This is a genomic window from Roseateles sp. T103, from assembly GCF_057219915.1.
The window spans coordinates 318,499-332,351 of the sequence record NZ_JBXVVS010000003.1; the positions used below are offsets into that span (position 1 = coordinate 318,499).

Annotated in this window: 14 protein-coding genes; 6 read left to right on the forward strand and 8 right to left on the reverse strand. The window is 69.7% G+C overall.

What is annotated here, in order from left to right; all coding sequences use genetic code 11:
- Positions 1 to 9: 9 nt before the first annotated feature.
- A complete protein-coding gene (locus tag AC2EBS_RS11750) occupies positions 10 to 1,938 on the reverse strand; it encodes a B12-binding domain-containing radical SAM protein (protein WP_484728607.1) in 1,929 nt (642 codons plus the stop codon).
- 78 nt (positions 1,939 to 2,016) lie between these two features.
- Here AC2EBS_RS11750 and AC2EBS_RS11755 point away from each other — a divergent pair, with 78 nt between their 5' ends.
- The 3 genes from AC2EBS_RS11755 (at position 2,017) to AC2EBS_RS11765 (ending at position 5,364) form a co-directional block, all read left to right on the forward strand.
- Positions 2,017 to 3,372, forward strand: coding sequence for a glutamine synthetase family protein (locus tag AC2EBS_RS11755; protein ID WP_484728608.1), 1,356 nt, complete (start codon positions 2,017 to 2,019; stop codon positions 3,370 to 3,372).
- Between the two features lie 100 nt (positions 3,373 to 3,472).
- Positions 3,473 to 3,961: a hypothetical protein gene (locus tag AC2EBS_RS11760; RefSeq protein WP_484728609.1), complete on the forward strand. Its 489-nt coding sequence runs from the start codon at positions 3,473 to 3,475 to the stop codon at positions 3,959 to 3,961.
- A gap of 8 nt (positions 3,962 to 3,969) precedes the next feature.
- Positions 3,970 to 5,364 (forward strand): GAF domain-containing protein, encoded by a 1,395-nt coding sequence (locus tag AC2EBS_RS11765; RefSeq protein ID WP_484728610.1) that lies wholly within the window; start codon positions 3,970 to 3,972, stop codon positions 5,362 to 5,364.
- A 23-nt stretch (positions 5,365 to 5,387) separates the two neighbouring features.
- Here the strand turns inward: AC2EBS_RS11765 and AC2EBS_RS11770 are convergent, their stop codons facing one another.
- From AC2EBS_RS11770 to mltA, 3 genes are all read right to left on the reverse strand, one after another.
- Positions 5,388 to 6,050: a hemerythrin domain-containing protein gene (locus tag AC2EBS_RS11770; RefSeq protein ID WP_484728611.1), complete on the reverse strand. Its 663-nt coding sequence runs from the start codon at positions 6,048 to 6,050 to the stop codon at positions 5,388 to 5,390.
- A gap of 88 nt (positions 6,051 to 6,138) precedes the next feature.
- Entirely contained in the window at positions 6,139 to 6,420 is a 282-nt protein-coding gene (locus AC2EBS_RS11775) for a hypothetical protein (RefSeq protein ID WP_484728612.1), read from the reverse strand.
- Between the two features lie 2 nt (positions 6,421 to 6,422).
- The gene (mltA, locus tag AC2EBS_RS11780; RefSeq protein WP_484728613.1) at positions 6,423 to 7,697 is read right to left on the reverse strand and encodes a murein transglycosylase A; all 1,275 of its coding nucleotides are present in this window, start codon (positions 7,695 to 7,697) and stop codon (positions 6,423 to 6,425) included.
- Between mltA and AC2EBS_RS11785 the strand changes: the two genes are divergently transcribed.
- On the forward strand, positions 7,696 to 7,848 hold the full coding sequence (locus AC2EBS_RS11785) for a hypothetical protein (protein ID WP_484728614.1): 153 nt from the start codon (positions 7,696 to 7,698) through the stop codon (positions 7,846 to 7,848). The two genes, mltA and AC2EBS_RS11785, sit on opposite strands and share 2 nt — an antisense overlap.
- 21 nt (positions 7,849 to 7,869) lie before the next feature.
- On the opposite strand, the gene AC2EBS_RS11790 is transcribed toward AC2EBS_RS11785, so the two are convergent.
- Together AC2EBS_RS11790 and apaG are read right to left on the reverse strand one after the other, a co-directional pair.
- The gene (locus tag AC2EBS_RS11790) at positions 7,870 to 9,897 is read right to left on the reverse strand and encodes a site-specific recombinase (protein ID WP_484728615.1); all 2,028 of its coding nucleotides are present in this window, start codon (positions 9,895 to 9,897) and stop codon (positions 7,870 to 7,872) included.
- On the reverse strand, positions 9,894 to 10,268 hold the full coding sequence (gene apaG, locus AC2EBS_RS11795; RefSeq protein ID WP_484728616.1) for a Co2+/Mg2+ efflux protein ApaG: 375 nt from the start codon (positions 10,266 to 10,268) through the stop codon (positions 9,894 to 9,896). The genes AC2EBS_RS11790 and apaG overlap by 4 nt, the downstream gene beginning before the upstream one ends.
- Positions 10,269 to 10,316: 48 nt before the next feature.
- Here apaG and AC2EBS_RS11800 point away from each other — a divergent pair, with 48 nt between their 5' ends.
- Entirely contained in the window at positions 10,317 to 11,087 is a 771-nt protein-coding gene (locus tag AC2EBS_RS11800) for a substrate-binding periplasmic protein (protein WP_484728617.1), read from the forward strand.
- Between the two features lie 46 nt (positions 11,088 to 11,133).
- Here the strand turns inward: AC2EBS_RS11800 and AC2EBS_RS11805 are convergent, their stop codons facing one another.
- Complete coding sequence (locus AC2EBS_RS11805) at positions 11,134 to 12,054, reverse strand: fasciclin domain-containing protein (protein ID WP_484728618.1); 921 nt, start codon at positions 12,052 to 12,054, stop codon at positions 11,134 to 11,136.
- Positions 12,055 to 12,121: 67 nt separating this feature from the next.
- Positions 12,122 to 13,039: a fasciclin domain-containing protein gene (locus AC2EBS_RS11810; protein ID WP_484728619.1), complete on the reverse strand. Its 918-nt coding sequence runs from the start codon at positions 13,037 to 13,039 to the stop codon at positions 12,122 to 12,124.
- Between the two features lie 157 nt (positions 13,040 to 13,196).
- Here AC2EBS_RS11810 and AC2EBS_RS11815 point away from each other — a divergent pair, with 157 nt between their 5' ends.
- Positions 13,197 to 13,814 carry a TetR/AcrR family transcriptional regulator gene (locus AC2EBS_RS11815; RefSeq protein ID WP_484728620.1) on the forward strand — a complete coding sequence of 206 codons (618 nt, stop codon included), beginning with the start codon at positions 13,197 to 13,199 and terminating at the stop codon, positions 13,812 to 13,814.
- Positions 13,815 to 13,853: the final 39 nt, after the last annotated feature.

Genomic DNA, 13,853 nt, shown 5'->3' on the forward strand with positions numbered 1-13,853 from the left:
GTGGAAGGCCTATTGCAGCGTCTGTGCCAGCGCCTTGGCAATCCGATGCTTCCCCACCGTCGGCTTGGGCGCGCGGATCTCCTCGAACCACATGCGCACGTCCTCGTCCAGCGCGATGCCGTGCATGTAGTTGTAGATCGCCTTCTTGAGCGCGCGGCCCATCATGTCGTGGTCGGTGCCGGTGGGGTCGACGAAGCCGACGTCGTTCTTGGCGAAGGGGCTGTCGGGCAGCGGGATTAGGCTGACGCCATAGTCCTGCGGGCGCTGGCCGACGGGGGAGTGCACGGTGCAGGCAAAGCGGTGGAAGAAGCCGCTGTGGATGCAGCCGTTGAGGAACAGCTGGCGGACGTACTCCAGTGCGTCCACCGTGTCCTGCACGGTCTGCGTGGGGAAGCCATACATCAGGTAGGCATGCACCAGCACGCCGGCATCGGCGAAGCCCTTGGTGACACGCGCCACCTGCTCCACCGAGACGCCCTTGTTCATCAGCTTCAGCAGCCGGTCGCTGGCCACTTCGAGCCCGCCGGAGATCGCGATGCAGCCGCTGTCGGCCAGCTGTTGCGCCAGCTCGGGCGTGAAGGTCTTTTCGAAGCGCACATTGCCCCACCAGCTGATCGCCGTGCCGCGCCGCTGCAGCTCGGCGGCCAGCGCCTTCAGCGCCTTGGGCGGCGCGGCCTCGTCGACGAAGTGAAAACCGGTCTGGCCGGTCTCGGCCACGATGGCCTCGATGCGGTCCACCAGCACCTCGGCGGAGGCGGCCTCGTAGCGCGAGATGTAGTCCAGGCTCACATCGCAGAAGCTGCACTTCTTCCAGTAGCAGCCGTGCGCCACGGTCAGCTTGTTCCAGCGTCCGTCGCTCCACAGCCGGTTCATCGGGTTGAGCATGTCCAGCAGCGACAGATAGCGGTCCAGCGGCAGGCCGTCCCAGGTGGGCGTGCCCACCTCGTCGAAGGGGATGTCCGGCTCGCCGCCGAAGTTGATGTAGCGGACCTGGCCGTCCTCGCGCAGGAAGCTGCGCACCAGGCGCTGCTTCGAGCGCCTGCCTTGCAGGTGCTCCAGCAGCGCCAGCAGCGGGCGCTCGCCGGCATCCAGCGTGATGTAGTCAATGTGCTCGAACACGCGCGGCTCGCGCAGTTCGCGCAGCTCGGTGTTGACGAAGCCGCCGCCCAGCACGGTGACGATGCGCGGGTTGGCGCGCTTGATGGTCTGCGCGATGCGCAGCGCTGCATAGACGGCGCCCGGAAAGGGCACCGAGAGCAGCACGACATCCGGCGCGTGCGCGTCCAGCGCGGCCAGGGTCAGGTCTTGCAGCGTGCGGTCCACCAGGTTGGGCGGCGCGGCCAGCGCCTCGGCCAGCGGGTCGAAGGTCGGTTGGCTGGTGGCCAGCTTCTCGGCGTAGCGCACGAATTCGAAGCGCTCGTCCACCGCGTCGCGCAGCACGTCGGCGAGGTCGTTCAGGTAGAGCGTGGCCAGGTGCCGCGCGCGGTCCTGCAGACCCAGGGCGCCGAAGGCCCAGGCCAGCGGGTCTTCGCCGTCCTCGTGGCTGAGGTAGGAATCCAGCGAGGCGAAGCGCGCGCCCTCGGGCAGCAGGCCGCGGGTGTTGATGCGGTGCGCCAGAGTCGCGTCGCGGCCCTGCAGAAAGGCGATCACGCGCTCGACGGTCGCTTCGTAGCGCGGGTACTCGGCGAGGAACTGCTGCACCTGGCGGCTGTGCCGGGCCGGCGGCAGCGCCTCGGCGGCCTCGCGCAGCTGGGCCAGGCCGGCCCGCGAGAACAGGCGCAGCACCAGCTCCAGCGCCAGGTCCTGCTGGCGCGCGTCCACCCCGCGCGAGCGCAGGAAACCGGTCAGGTAGGCGGTGGACGGATACGGCGTGTTGAGCTGCGTCATCGGCGGGATGAGGCTCAGCACGCGCGGCATGGGCTGCGGTGCGACGGACATCGGCGAATTTTGCCAGCGGCCTTCCGGGCAGGCGTATCGGGCGGTGGAGAATGGCGCCAGCAACTCCGGGAATCACCGATGAGCATTTCGAGTGGCGCTGAAGGCGCCGGGCTGGCCGAACGCTTCCGCCGCGAGGGCGTGCGCGATGTCGAGTGCATCTTTCCCGATGTGTCGGGCTATCCGCGCGGCAAGCTGATGCCGGCGGCCAGCTTTGCCAGGGGCACCGAGCTGCGCATTGCGCAGGCCATCCCGATGCAGTGCGTCACCGGCGAGTACTCCTACGACCCTATCTTCCCGGACGCCGACCCCGATGTGCGCCTGGTGCCCGACATGGCCACGCTCAAGCGCGTGCCCTGGAGCACGGTGCCGCGCTACCTGGCCATCCACGACTGCCTGGAGCTCAACGGCGAGCACTGCGCTTTCGCGCCGCGCTCGGTGCTGCAGGGCGTGCTGGCGCGCTACCGCGAGCGCGGCCTGACGCCGGTGGTGGCGCCGGAGATCGAGTTCTACCTGACCGCGGCCTGCACCGACCCGGCCCAGCCGCTCACGGCGCCGCGCGGTCGCGGTGGCCGCGCCGAGGCGGGGCAGTCGGCCTTCAGCCTGAACATGCTCAACGAGCTGGCGCCCTTCTGGGACGAGTTTCATGCCGCGCTCGATGCGCTGGGTATCGCCAGCGATACCTGGATCCACGAGGTCGGGTTGACGCAGTACGAGATCAACCTGCTGCACGGCGACGCGCTGGCGGTGGCCGACCAGGCCTTCCTGTTCAAGTACGCGGCCAAGGAGATCGCGCTCAAGCATGGCCTGAATGCGGTGTTCATGGCCAAACCGATCAAGGGGCAGGCGGGCAGCTCCATGCACCTGCACCAGAGCGTGCTCGATGCGCAGGGACGCAACATCTTCAGCCGCGAGGACGGCAGCGCCAGCGAGGCCTTCGCGCAGTACATCGGCGGGCTGCAGGCCTACACCCCGGACCTGATGCTGGTCTACGCGCCCTTCGTCAACTCCTACCGGCGCTATGTGGCGCGCGCGCAGGCGCCGGTGAACCTGCATTGGGGCGAGGACAACCGCAGCACCGGTCTGCGCATCCCGCTCAGCGGCCCGGCCGCGCGCCGGGTGGAGAACCGCATCGCCGGTGCCGATGCCAACCCCTACCTGGCCATCGCGGCGACGCTGGCGGCCGGACTGGCAGGCATGGACGAAGGCCTGAAGCCCAGCGCGCCCATTGCCGACGACGCCGCCGGCCATGCTGGCCAGCAGCTGGCACGCACCTTCCTGGTCGCGCACGAGCGCATGGCGCAGAGCAGCGTGGCGCCGCGCCTGATGGGGGCCGGTTTCGTGCACGCCTACCTGGCGGTGAAGGCGCTGGAGTACGACGACTACCTCGGCGAGATCGGCGAATGGGAGCGGCGCTACCTGCTGCCGCAGGCCTGAGCCGGGTGCGGAAGACGCTGGCGTGGCTGGCGGTGCGTTTTCGACCTTCCGTCGCAGCCCTATCGACGCACAGGGGCGCCGCTTCTAGCATCAGGGCCTCATGGAAACGCAGACCCAGGCAGCACTGCTGAGCGAGGACGTGGCCGGCTTCATCCAGTCGGGCCTGTCGATTACCGTGGCCGCACGCGGCGAGCGGCTGGTGCCGTCCATCGCGCGCGCCGTGGCCTGTCGCGTCGACGAGGCGCGGCGCGAGGTGACGGTGCTGCTGTTTTCCGATGCGGCCGGCCCGCTGTTGCATGACATCGCAGCCAATGGCCGCATCGCGGTGTGCTTCAACCAGCCCAGCACGCACCGCACGGTGCAGCTCAAGTCCGGTGCGGCGCGGCCCGTGCCGGCCAGCGCGCAGGACCTGGCGGTAGCGCGTGCGAGCCTGGACCGTTTCGGCATCGAGATCGCGCAGCTGGGCTGGAGTCCGGCCTTTGCCGATGCCCTGTGCTGGCGCGAGCCGTCCCATCTGGTCGGTCTGCGCTTCCTGCCCGAGGCCGGCTTCGTGCAGACCCCTGGCCCCAGTGCCGGCCAGGCCCTGTGAGCCCGGCAATGTCGGCCGCGAGCGCCCCGCTGAAGCCCGCTGCCCAGCTCAGCCTGGATGCAGTACGCCATTGCCTGGAGGGTGCCATCCCCGCCACCGTCGCCACCTGCTCGGCCGATGGCGTGCCCAATGCGACCTATGTGTCGCAGATGATGTACGTGGATGCGCGGCATGTGGCCCTGTCCTTCCAGTTCTTCAACAAGACCCGCGCGAACATCCTGGCCAATCCGCAGGCCGCGGCCCTGGTGGTCGATCCGGTCAGCTCGATCAGCTACCGGCTGGAGCTGCTCTACCTGCGCACCGAAACCGCCGGCGCCTTGTTCCAGAGCCTGAAGGCCAAGCTGGCCGGCGTGGCCTCGCACAGCGGCATGGCCGATGTGTTCAAGCTGCAGGGGGCAGACGTGTACCGCGTGCTGTCCGTCGAGCGTCTGCCCGGCGTCGAGCTGGATAGACCAGCGTCGCGGCGCAATCTGCTGGCAGCGCTGCGCAGCGTCAGCGCGCGCATCGCAGGCGAGGCCTGCGACCTCGCCGGACTGGTGGACCAGACCCTGGCCGGGCTGGCCAGCGAGTTCGACATGCCGCATGCGATGCTGCTGATGGCCGACGAGTCGCGGCACTGCCTCTACATGGTGGGCAGCCGCGGTTATGCGGCCACCGGTGTCGGCGCCGAGATCGCCTATGGCGACGGCGTGATCGGCGTGGCGGCACAGTACCGCACGCCGATCCGCATCAACCACATGACCATGGAGTACCGCTACGGCCAGGCTGCAGCCGGCGCCGAAGCTGGCCTGGCGCAGGACCTGATGGCGCAGGCGAGCATTCCATTTCCCGGCCTGCCCGAGCCGCACAGCCAGCTGGCGGTGCCCATCGTGGCGCACGATCGCCTGATCGGCGTGCTTTGTGTTGAGAGCCTGCAGGATCTGCGCTTCAGCTACGACGACGAGGACGCGCTGGTCACGTTGGCGGCCCAGCTGGGCCTCGCCATGGCTGCGTTGCAGGAGGCTGCGCCTTGCGAAGCCGAGCTCGTCAGCAGCAGCCGCGCGCAGGCTGCCTCCAGCGCCGGCAGCGATGCGCCGCCGCTGGAGCTGCGCCACTACGCGGTCAACGACAGCATCTTCATCGGCGGTGACTACCTGATCAAGGGTGTGCCCGGCGCGATCCTGTGGAAGCTGCTGCGCGAGTGGCGTGCGAACGGCCGCGTGGATTTCAGCAACCGCGAGCTGCGCATGTGCGCCGACCTGGGCCTGCCCGAGGTGGTGGACAACCTGGAGGCGCGGCTGATCCTGCTGCAGCGCCGGCTTGCCGAGCGCTGCCCGCAGCTGGCGCTGGAGAAGACCGGCCGTGGCCTGTTCAGATTGCGGGTCCACCAGGCATTGAACCTGGTGGAAGTGGCCGAGGCCTGATTGGCAGCAGTGCCGGGTGGAGCTTAGGCGGGCAGTGCCAGCGCCTGGCTGAGCTTGAGCCATTCGCGCCCGCCCAGCAGCGGACGCACCATGCACAGCATGCCGTCGAAGGCTTCGGCCGGTGCATGCGCGCGCACGCCGGCCAGCATGCCGGCGCGCTCGGCCGGGCTGAGGTGGGGCAGGATCCAGCGCATCGTCAGCGCGCCTTCCTCCGGACTCAGGCTGGCGACGATGCGCTGCTCGATGCCCATCAGCTCCTCGTCGCTATAGGTCGCCCAGAGCACGGCGTTGTGCTCGCTCTCCTCCACCGACATGTGCTCGAGGTTGTGCGCGACGAAGGCGGCCAGCGCGCGATAGAGCCGCGGCGCCGCCGCGGGTTCGGTGGCCAGGCGGTCGAGCAGGGTACCCAGCATCGCGATCGATTCCTCATGCTCCAGATGCTCGTGTGCGATGCGCGAGGACGAGCCCGGCGAGCGCGCTTCCATTGCTGCATGGACGAAGTCGTTCTCGTGCTGCAGATGGCCCTGGCAGGTGGCGAGCAGCGCGCGCAGCTCTGCGCCGACTTCGGCGACCTCGGCCGCGTCATGGGGGTCCAGGCGGCCGACGCGCACCAGTGTGTGCGCCATGAAGGCGCGCAGGCCCTTGTGGATGAAGGCGTAGATGTCGTAGCGGGCGGTGTTGTTCATCATGAGGCTCCTTGATGCATGTGATGACAGAGCCTCCATGGTGGCGAGGACGCGCCCGCGCCGCTGCTAAATCTTGCTTGCCGCCTTGCTAAGAACTTGCTAACGGCGCCGGCGGCATCAGCTCGATCAGCTCCTTGACGAAGGCGAGCGCCTCCTCGGGCGTGGCGAAGTAGTACTCGCCGCCGAGGTCGGCCGCGTCGCCGTCGGGTCCGATGTGCACCACCGACCAGCCCTCGGCGCCGCCGCCGATCGCGCAGACGCCGAAGCTGCCGGGTGCCAGGCCGCGGGTGGAGCCAGAGGTGATGAAGATGTCGCGGCCGCGATGGCAGTGGTAGCGCTTGAGCGGCGCTGCGCCGTGGCTGCTGGCCATGCTCAGGCACCTCCCGGCTTGCTGTTGCCGCTGCGGCTGGTCTCGCGGCCGCTGTCGCGCGGCAGCAGCACCCACAGGCGCAGCGCCTGCCGGGTACGGCCGGCCTGCGTCTCGGCCTCGTTCCCCCAGCCCCAGAAGAAGTCGGCGCGCACCGCACCGAGGATGGCGCCGCCGGCGTCCTGTGCCATCGCCAGGCGGCGCAGCGGCGTGGTGGACAGAGGCTCGGTGCTGTCCAGCCACAGCGGCGTGCCGTAGGGAATGCTCAGGCGGTCGACGGCGACCGAGCGGCCGGGCGTCAGCGGCACGCCCTGTGCGCCCCGCGGGCCCTGCTCGGGATTGGGCAGCGGCTCTTCGCGGAAGAACACATAGCGCGGGTTGAGCTGGGCGCTGAGTTCGGCGGCGCGTTGCGGGCTGCGGCGTGCCCATTCGCGCAGGCCCGGCCAGGAGGCTTCCGAGGGCTGGATCTCGCCGCGCTCGATCAGCGCCTTGGCCAGCGACTGGTAGGGCTGCTCGTTGTGGCCGGCGAAGGCCAGGCGCACCAGGCGCTGGCGGCCGTCGGGTTCGCTGAGCTGCAGTCGGCCCGAACCCTGGATCTGCAGCAGCAGCGCATCGATCGGGTCGGCCAGGTAGGCCAGCTCGTAAGGCCTGAGCCGGTTGCGCACCGCGGCGTCCTGCTCGATCTGCGCGCGCGTTGGCAAGGGCTGGCGTCGCAGCACGTCGGGTGGCGGCATCGCATGCAGCGGATGACGGAAGGCGCCCTGCGGCTTGCGGCTGGCGGCGAGCAGCGGCTCGAAATAGCCGGTGAGCAGGCCGGTGGCATTGCCGTCATGGCCCTCGACGCGCCAGGGCTGCAGATGCTTCATCAGCCAGAGGTGCGCGTCGATGTCGTCGGCAGGCGGCTGCAGCGCGGCGCGTGCGCACAGTGCGGCCCAACCCGGCGCCGGGCGGCTGCAGCTGTGCACCAGCGCGGGCCAGAACTCCAGCGCGCGGTCTTGCCCCCAGCCCGGCAGTTCGGACCAGTCGGCCGCCACCCAGCGCGAGCGCTCGCGCTGCTGCACGGCGCGCACGCGCTCGGTGGACGGCTCCGCCAGTGCGGCCGGCACGGCTGGCGTGACAGCCTGCGGCTGTGCGGCGCTGCCGGTTGGTGCAGTGACCGGGACCGTCGTAGGGTCGGGCAGATGGCTGGTCGAGCAGCCGGTGAGTACTCCTAGAATCGCCGGCGCCGCGACAGCAAGTACCCGGCGGCGCAAGGCAAGAACAGACGAAGAAGGAAACATGGGACTGATACTGCTGGAAGCCTTGGGCGCTCTGCTGCTGCTGATCTTCATCGTCTGGTGGACCATGTTCTCGGGCCGCAAACGCGGCGAGCGACACCACCATCACCAGGAGGCCGAGACCGGCCGGGACGAGGACAAGCCGCAGCCATAGGCGGCGCATCGGGCCGCATTGTCACCGCGGCGGCAGGAAGAAGCTGCGCGGCTCGCGCCGCAAGCGCTGCCAGATCGCCGAGCGCAGGCGCGCGCGGTCCTCGATGCGCACGCCGCGCGAGCGCAGCGCGAGCTTGAAGGCGAGCAGGAAGCTCACGCCCACATTGAGCAGGCCGGTCAGCGGGATCGCCGCCACGCACCACCAGAACGCGCCGCTGCGCAGCGCGTCCAGCCCCAGTGCGCCGACGGCCGCAGCCAGCTGCCCGGTGGACAGCGTGACATGGCGCACCTCCAGCGGCAGGCCGAAGAATGCGCTCAGCACCGGCACCAGACCCAGCATCAGGCCCAGCGAGACATTGGCCGCCAGGCCCGAGATGTGCTTGCGCCACCAGTCGGCCCAGCGCTGCGCGCGCGGCTGGCCCAGTCGGGCGATCAGCGCCGGGTTCCAGGCGATCGCCGCGTCCAGCCGGTGCAGCACGAACCAGTTCTCCGCCCAGCCGGCGATCAGGCTGCTGAGGAACAGCAGCACGCCGGTGAAGGCGGCGAAGAGCACGGTGGGGCCGAGCAGCGTCAGCGCGTGCAGCACGTAGTCCGCATCGGCGCGGCCCACCAGCGGAGCGCCGAACAGCAGCTGCGCGAGCAGCTGTACCGCCAGCACCAGTGGCGCCACCACGGCGAGATTGCCGACGATGCCGGCCATCTGCGAGCGCAGCAGATGCGCCACCTCGTCGACGAAGTCCTCAACGCCCTGCTGCTGGTCAAGCGCGGCGAGCTTGCGCGCCATCGCCGGCGCAGTCATCGCCGGCTGCTTGGTGGCCACCGTCCAGTGCATCAGCTGCACCAGCACGAAGCTCGCCGCGTAATTGGCGCCGGCCCAGAAGCCGGCCCAGAAGGCCGGCAGGGCGAGGGCGGTGATAGCGAACTTGGCGAACGTCGTGCCGGCGATCACCGCGCCGCCGCCGGCGGCGCTGCGCAGCATCGCGCGGTATTCGCTGCGGTCGCGGGTGATGTAGTGCTCGCCGGTCTCGGCATTGCGTTCGGCCATCTTGCGCGCCAGCAGCGCGTAGTGGCGCGAGAACAGTGTGCGCAGGCTGCGGCGCTCATGCACCACCTCCACCAGCTGGGCGAGCAGGCGCGGCAGGCCCTGCTGCGGCGTCGCTGCGGCGAGGTAGTCCAGCAGGGTCTCGATGCGTGCGATGCGCGCGAGCATCTGCTCGACGTCGAAGACGATGTCCACCGAGACGCCGTACTGCTCCAGATGCGCGGGTACGCTGCGCGCCGCGGTGGCGCACTCGGTCAGCAGGCCGCGCAGCTGCACTTCAGCGGCATGGCGCTCAGGCGTGCCGTGCAGGGCCTCGGCATACTGGGTCGCGGCCACCGCCAGCAGCTCGAAGGGGCGCGCCTGCAGCAGAGGTGCGCTCATGCGCTGGCGCAGTGCGCCGGCCAGGCCGGCGGCATGCACCGCGCTGACCAGCACGGTGAGCGCGGCCTCGATGGGCTCGCGCCAGGGCGAAGTGGCGGCTGGCGCGGCGCCGTCGAGCAACAAGGCGCCTATGCGTTCGAGCAGTGCCGCGTCGATCTGCGCCAACCACTGTGCATCTTCGGGCTCGGGGAAGAGCAGGCCGAACAGCTCGGCCAGCTCGCGCGTGTCCACCGTGCCCGGCAGCAGGCGCTGGCGCAGGCGGTGCAGCAGCTCGGCGCCCAGCGCCACGCGGGGCGCGAAGCCCACGTCGGCGAACAGGCCGATCGCATCGACATCGCGCCAGACCGAGGCGATCAGCGCGGACAGCGCGCGCGCATGCTCGGGATGGCGCTCCAGCACATTGAGCAGATGCCTCAGGCGCAGCAGCGGCAGCGGACGGCCGCTCTGTGCCAGGGCGGGCTCGCCGGCGTCATCGCTGCGGCGGGCCGGATGGCGCAGCCATTCGAACAGGCGCACCAGCCAGAGATTGCGCGCGGCCAGCGGCGCGCGCGCGTCGGCGGCATTGAGCAGGGCGGTGAGATCCCAGCTGCCGTGGCGGCCGGAGGACGCGGCGGTCTTTGTGCTCAATGCAGCGTCGTGCTGTCGGCGAGCAGGAACTCGGGGATGTCGGACCAGAACACATCAGCCTCCTCGGTGACGCACAGATAGCGGCCGCGCATGCTGCCCTGCGGGGTGGCGATGCTGGCCCAGGAGCTGTACTTGAACTGCTCGCCGGGCTGCAGCAGCGGCTGGTGACCGACGACAGCCAGGCCGCGCACTTCCTGGGTATGGCCGCGCGCATCGGTGATCTGCCAGTGGCGGGCGACCAGCTGGGCGGCAATGTCGCCGGTGTTGGCGATGGTGATGGTGTAGGCGAAGGCGTGCACGCCTTGCGCGGCATCGGTCTGCTCGGGCAGCGGCGTCACCTCGACGCTGCAGCTGAATTGCGGCTTGGGCATGGGTTCATTCTAGAGAGCGACGCGCTGTGCCGGCGCTATGCTCGAACAATGGCCATGCTGCGTCATTGCGTTTGCCTGATCGCGGCGGCTGCGCTTGCCGCGGCCGCGCCTGGCGGCGTACTGGGCCAGACGCTGCGCAGCATCGCGCAGGCGGGCGCTCCGGTGAAGTACGCAGGCGCGGAATCCCGCTTGCCCGGCCTGTGCCGCGAGCTGGCCCAGGCCGTGCAACGTTTCGATCCGCAGCTGCAGGTGCAGGGCCTGGACAGGGAGGCGCCGCTGCGCCGTGTGGAAGTGTTGCTGGAGCGCGGCGAGATCGACCTGTTCTTCTGCATGATCGATACGCCGGAGCGCCGCGCGCGTTTCGACTTCCTGTCGGTGCCGATCTACCAGGTGCGCCATGTCGTGGTGCAGCGCAGTGCGGACCGCCGCGTCGTGGACAGCTATGCGCGTCTGGCGGAGATTGGGCGCCGCAGCCCGGTGCTGGTGGCGCAGGGCTCGGTGCTGGCCCGGCACCTGGGGCAGCAAGGGGTGGCCCATGTGGAAGGCGCGCCCAGCGATCTGCTGGGCTTGCGCATGCTGCTGCTGGATCGCGCCGAAGTCCTCTACGGGCAGGACATGACGCTGGCGCCGCTGCTGCGCCTGCCCGAGTTCTCGGGCAGGCTGCGCATCTCGGACCTCGCTTTGTCCGAGGACAGCCACTTTGTTGCGGTCAGCCGGCAGCTGCCTGGCGCGACGCGGAACCGGCTCGAGACCGCGCTGGCCGCACTGGAGCGCAACGGGACCTTGCGCGAGCTGGCCGAGCGATACCGCTTGCCTTGAAGCCCGACGGGCGGCTGGCGCGCCGTCGGGCCGGGCGATGAGCTGCTCAGCGCGGCAGGATCACCTTGTCGATCACGTGGATCACGCCGTTGCTGGTGAGCAGGTCGGTGGCGGTGATGCCTGCCTTGCGGCCGTTGGCATCGGTGATCGCCAGGCTGGCGTCCACGCTGAAGGTCTGGCCCTGCACCGTGGTGATGGCGGCGCCGACCGGCACTTCGGCCTTGAGCACGCGACTCGGCACGACGTGATAGGTCAGCACCTTGGTCAGCAGTGCAGTGTCGGCCAGCAGCTGGGCCTTGGTGACATTCAGCTCGGTCAACAGGGCAGCGAAGGCGGCATTGGTCGGCGCGAAGACGGTGAAGGGGCCGTTGCCGCTGAGCGTGCCGGCGAGGTTGGCCGCCGTCACCGCTTCCACCAGGATGCTGAAGTCGGGCGCCGCCAGCGCGGTCTGCACGATGTTCTTGTCTGCCGGCAGCAGCACGCGGTCGAGCACATGCACGATGCCGTTGGAGGCGTGGATGTCGGTCGCGGTGATGGTGCTGCTGCGGTTGCGGCCGTCAGTGACCTTGAGCTGGCCGCCGACGCTGTCGATCTTGAAGATGCCGCCTTGCAGCGGGGTGATGGCACGGCCCAGCGGCACGGCGCTGCGCTCGACGCGTGCCGGCAGCACGTGGTAGCTCAGCACGGCGGTCAGCAGCGGCTTGTTGGCCAGCAGCTGCTCCTTGCTGACGCCCAGTTCGGTGAGCAGGGCTGCGAAGGCATCGTTGGTCGGCGCGAACACGGTGAAGGGGCCGGTGCCCGACAGCGTGCCGGCCAGGTCGGTAGCGACGACCGCTTCGGCCAGGATGGAGAAGCGCGGATCGCCCTTGGCGACCTCGACCACCGTGGGGTCGGAATCGCCGCCACCGCAGGCGGCCAGGAAGCTCAGGCTGGCGACGGCAGCCAGACGTTTGATCCAGACGAACATGACATGACTCCTTGTTGTGAGAGCTAGGACGGACGGGGGAAGAAGGGCGCGAGCGGGGCTGGCCTCGTCACGCCACACGAAGCGAGCAGGGCGCCAGCGGCTCGGCCAGCCGGTGCAGCACACCGTTGCTGGCCTGGCGGTCGCTGCCGACCAGCAGTGGCTGGGCCTGGCAGTGGCAGCCGATCAGGCCCAACGCGCTGCAGTGCAGAGACAGGCCGCCGGCGCTGTGCAGCTGGCTGCCCCAGGGCAGCTCGTGGCTGAGCCAGCGTCCCGGGATCAGCTGCAACTCGAGCACACGGCGCAGCAGCGCCGGGTCCGACAGCAGCTGCGGCAGCGGCAGTCCGAGTCGGCTCGCCAGGGCGTGCCAGCCGCCGTCCTGCGGCGCCAGCAGCGTGAACGGGCCGGGCGCGCGCAGCAGCACCTCGAGGCCGCTGGTCCGCAAGGCCTGCAGCAGCAGCTCGTGCCCGGGCTCGGTGGCGAGCAGGTCCAGCAGGCTGCCTTGCGGACTGGCCAGCACGCGATCGATGCAGAGCAGCTGCAGGCTGCCGCAGCGCTGCGGCAGTCCGGTCGCCATCGCGTCGATGCCGTTGCCGGCGCTGACGCGCAGCGCCCCGGAGCGGCCCGCTGCCGACAGCCAGACGGTACGGCCGCCCAGCGTGGACTGGGGCTGCTCCGCGCCGCACAGCTCTGCTGCCGCCGAGTCCTGCAGCAGGTGATCCAGCAGCAGTTGGCGCGGCCGGGCTGCGTCGAGCAACCAGTCGTCCAGGCTGAGCGCCTGGGCGCGCAGATGCTCCTGAAGAGCCGCGTCGCTGGGTGCCAGCAGCAGCAGGCCTTCGGCCTGTTCGGCCAGCGTGGCCATGCCGGCACGGTGCAGCGCCGGAAGCAACCAGCGCGGCAGGCCGGTCGACGCCGTGGCGCCGTGGCGCGTGACGCTACCCCTGGGTGGCGGCAGGGATTTCGGCAGTGGATTCAAGGTCTGGAGCATGTGAGTCCTCGCCTGGGCAGTAAGCAGGGCTTGCGCGATGGTTGAAATGTGAACTGAGTAGTTCACAAAGTCAACTTACACGTTCATATGTGAACGTTTTAGGATGATCGTGCCCGGATGCGTTCAAATTCGTCGCCGCCTGCCCTAGAATCCGGGCATGGCGAAACCGTCTTTTCGGGAACAGGTGCTGCAGGCGCGCGAGGACGCGATCGTGGCTTCGGTCAATCGGCTGCTGGCGGAGAAAGGCTTCGACCTGATGACGGTCGACGAGGTGGTGGCCGATGTGGGCATCGCCAAGGCCAGCCTCTACAAGCACTTCACGTCCAAGGAAGAGCTGGCGGCGGCCGCCATGGTCCGCGTGCTCGAGCGTGCGCAGCGTGAGGTCGAGCGCCTGAACGCCGATGCCGGTCTGGACGCGCTGGCGCGCCTGAAGGGCATCGCACGCTGGACGATGCAGGTGCAGCTGGCCGGTGAGATGCCCGCCCTGCCTGCACAGAACTCCAGCCTGCGAGCCGCCTTGATCGCCCACAAGGACTACATGGACCGCCTGATGGCGCTGAGCGACAGCCTGGGCGAGTGGATCGGCCAGGCCCAGCAGCAGGGCCAGATCAGCGCCAAGCTGCCGCCGGAGGTGGTGCTCTACACGCTGTTTGCCCGCGCCTGTGACCCGGTGCTGGGTCTGCTGAAGGCGGGTGGCGAGTACAGCGACGAGCGCATCGTCGAGCTGCTGCTGAGCAGCTGTTTCGATGGGCTGTGCGGAGCGGCGTCGGCCTGAGCTGCAGGGCGCCAAAACATCAGCGATTGCTTATTTAAC

What these genes read in the sequence shown, in the direction of transcription:
- AC2EBS_RS11750 (WP_484728607.1), bottom strand. Translation starts at nt 1,938, where the DNA reads ATGTCCGTCGCACCGCAGCCCATGCCGCGCGTGCTGAGCCTCATCCCG.
- AC2EBS_RS11755 (WP_484728608.1), top strand. Translation starts at nt 2,017, where the DNA reads ATGAGCATTTCGAGTGGCGCTGAAGGCGCCGGGCTGGCCGAACGCTTC.
- AC2EBS_RS11760 (WP_484728609.1), top strand. Translation starts at nt 3,473, where the DNA reads ATGGAAACGCAGACCCAGGCAGCACTGCTGAGCGAGGACGTGGCCGGC.
- AC2EBS_RS11765 (WP_484728610.1), top strand. Translation starts at nt 3,970, where the DNA reads ATGTCGGCCGCGAGCGCCCCGCTGAAGCCCGCTGCCCAGCTCAGCCTG.
- AC2EBS_RS11770 (WP_484728611.1), bottom strand. Translation starts at nt 6,050, where the DNA reads ATGAACAACACCGCCCGCTACGACATCTACGCCTTCATCCACAAGGGC.
- AC2EBS_RS11775 (WP_484728612.1), bottom strand. Translation starts at nt 6,420, where the DNA reads ATGGCCAGCAGCCACGGCGCAGCGCCGCTCAAGCGCTACCACTGCCAT.
- AC2EBS_RS11785 (WP_484728614.1), top strand. Translation starts at nt 7,696, where the DNA reads ATGGGACTGATACTGCTGGAAGCCTTGGGCGCTCTGCTGCTGCTGATC.
- mltA (WP_484728613.1), bottom strand. Translation starts at nt 7,697, where the DNA reads ATGTTTCCTTCTTCGTCTGTTCTTGCCTTGCGCCGCCGGGTACTTGCT.
- apaG (WP_484728616.1), bottom strand. Translation starts at nt 10,268, where the DNA reads ATGCCCAAGCCGCAATTCAGCTGCAGCGTCGAGGTGACGCCGCTGCCC.
- AC2EBS_RS11800 (WP_484728617.1), top strand. Translation starts at nt 10,317, where the DNA reads ATGGCCATGCTGCGTCATTGCGTTTGCCTGATCGCGGCGGCTGCGCTT.
- AC2EBS_RS11805 (WP_484728618.1), bottom strand. Translation starts at nt 12,054, where the DNA reads ATGTTCGTCTGGATCAAACGTCTGGCTGCCGTCGCCAGCCTGAGCTTC.
- AC2EBS_RS11810 (WP_484728619.1), bottom strand. Translation starts at nt 13,039, where the DNA reads ATGCTCCAGACCTTGAATCCACTGCCGAAATCCCTGCCGCCACCCAGG.
- AC2EBS_RS11815 (WP_484728620.1), top strand. Translation starts at nt 13,197, where the DNA reads ATGGCGAAACCGTCTTTTCGGGAACAGGTGCTGCAGGCGCGCGAGGAC.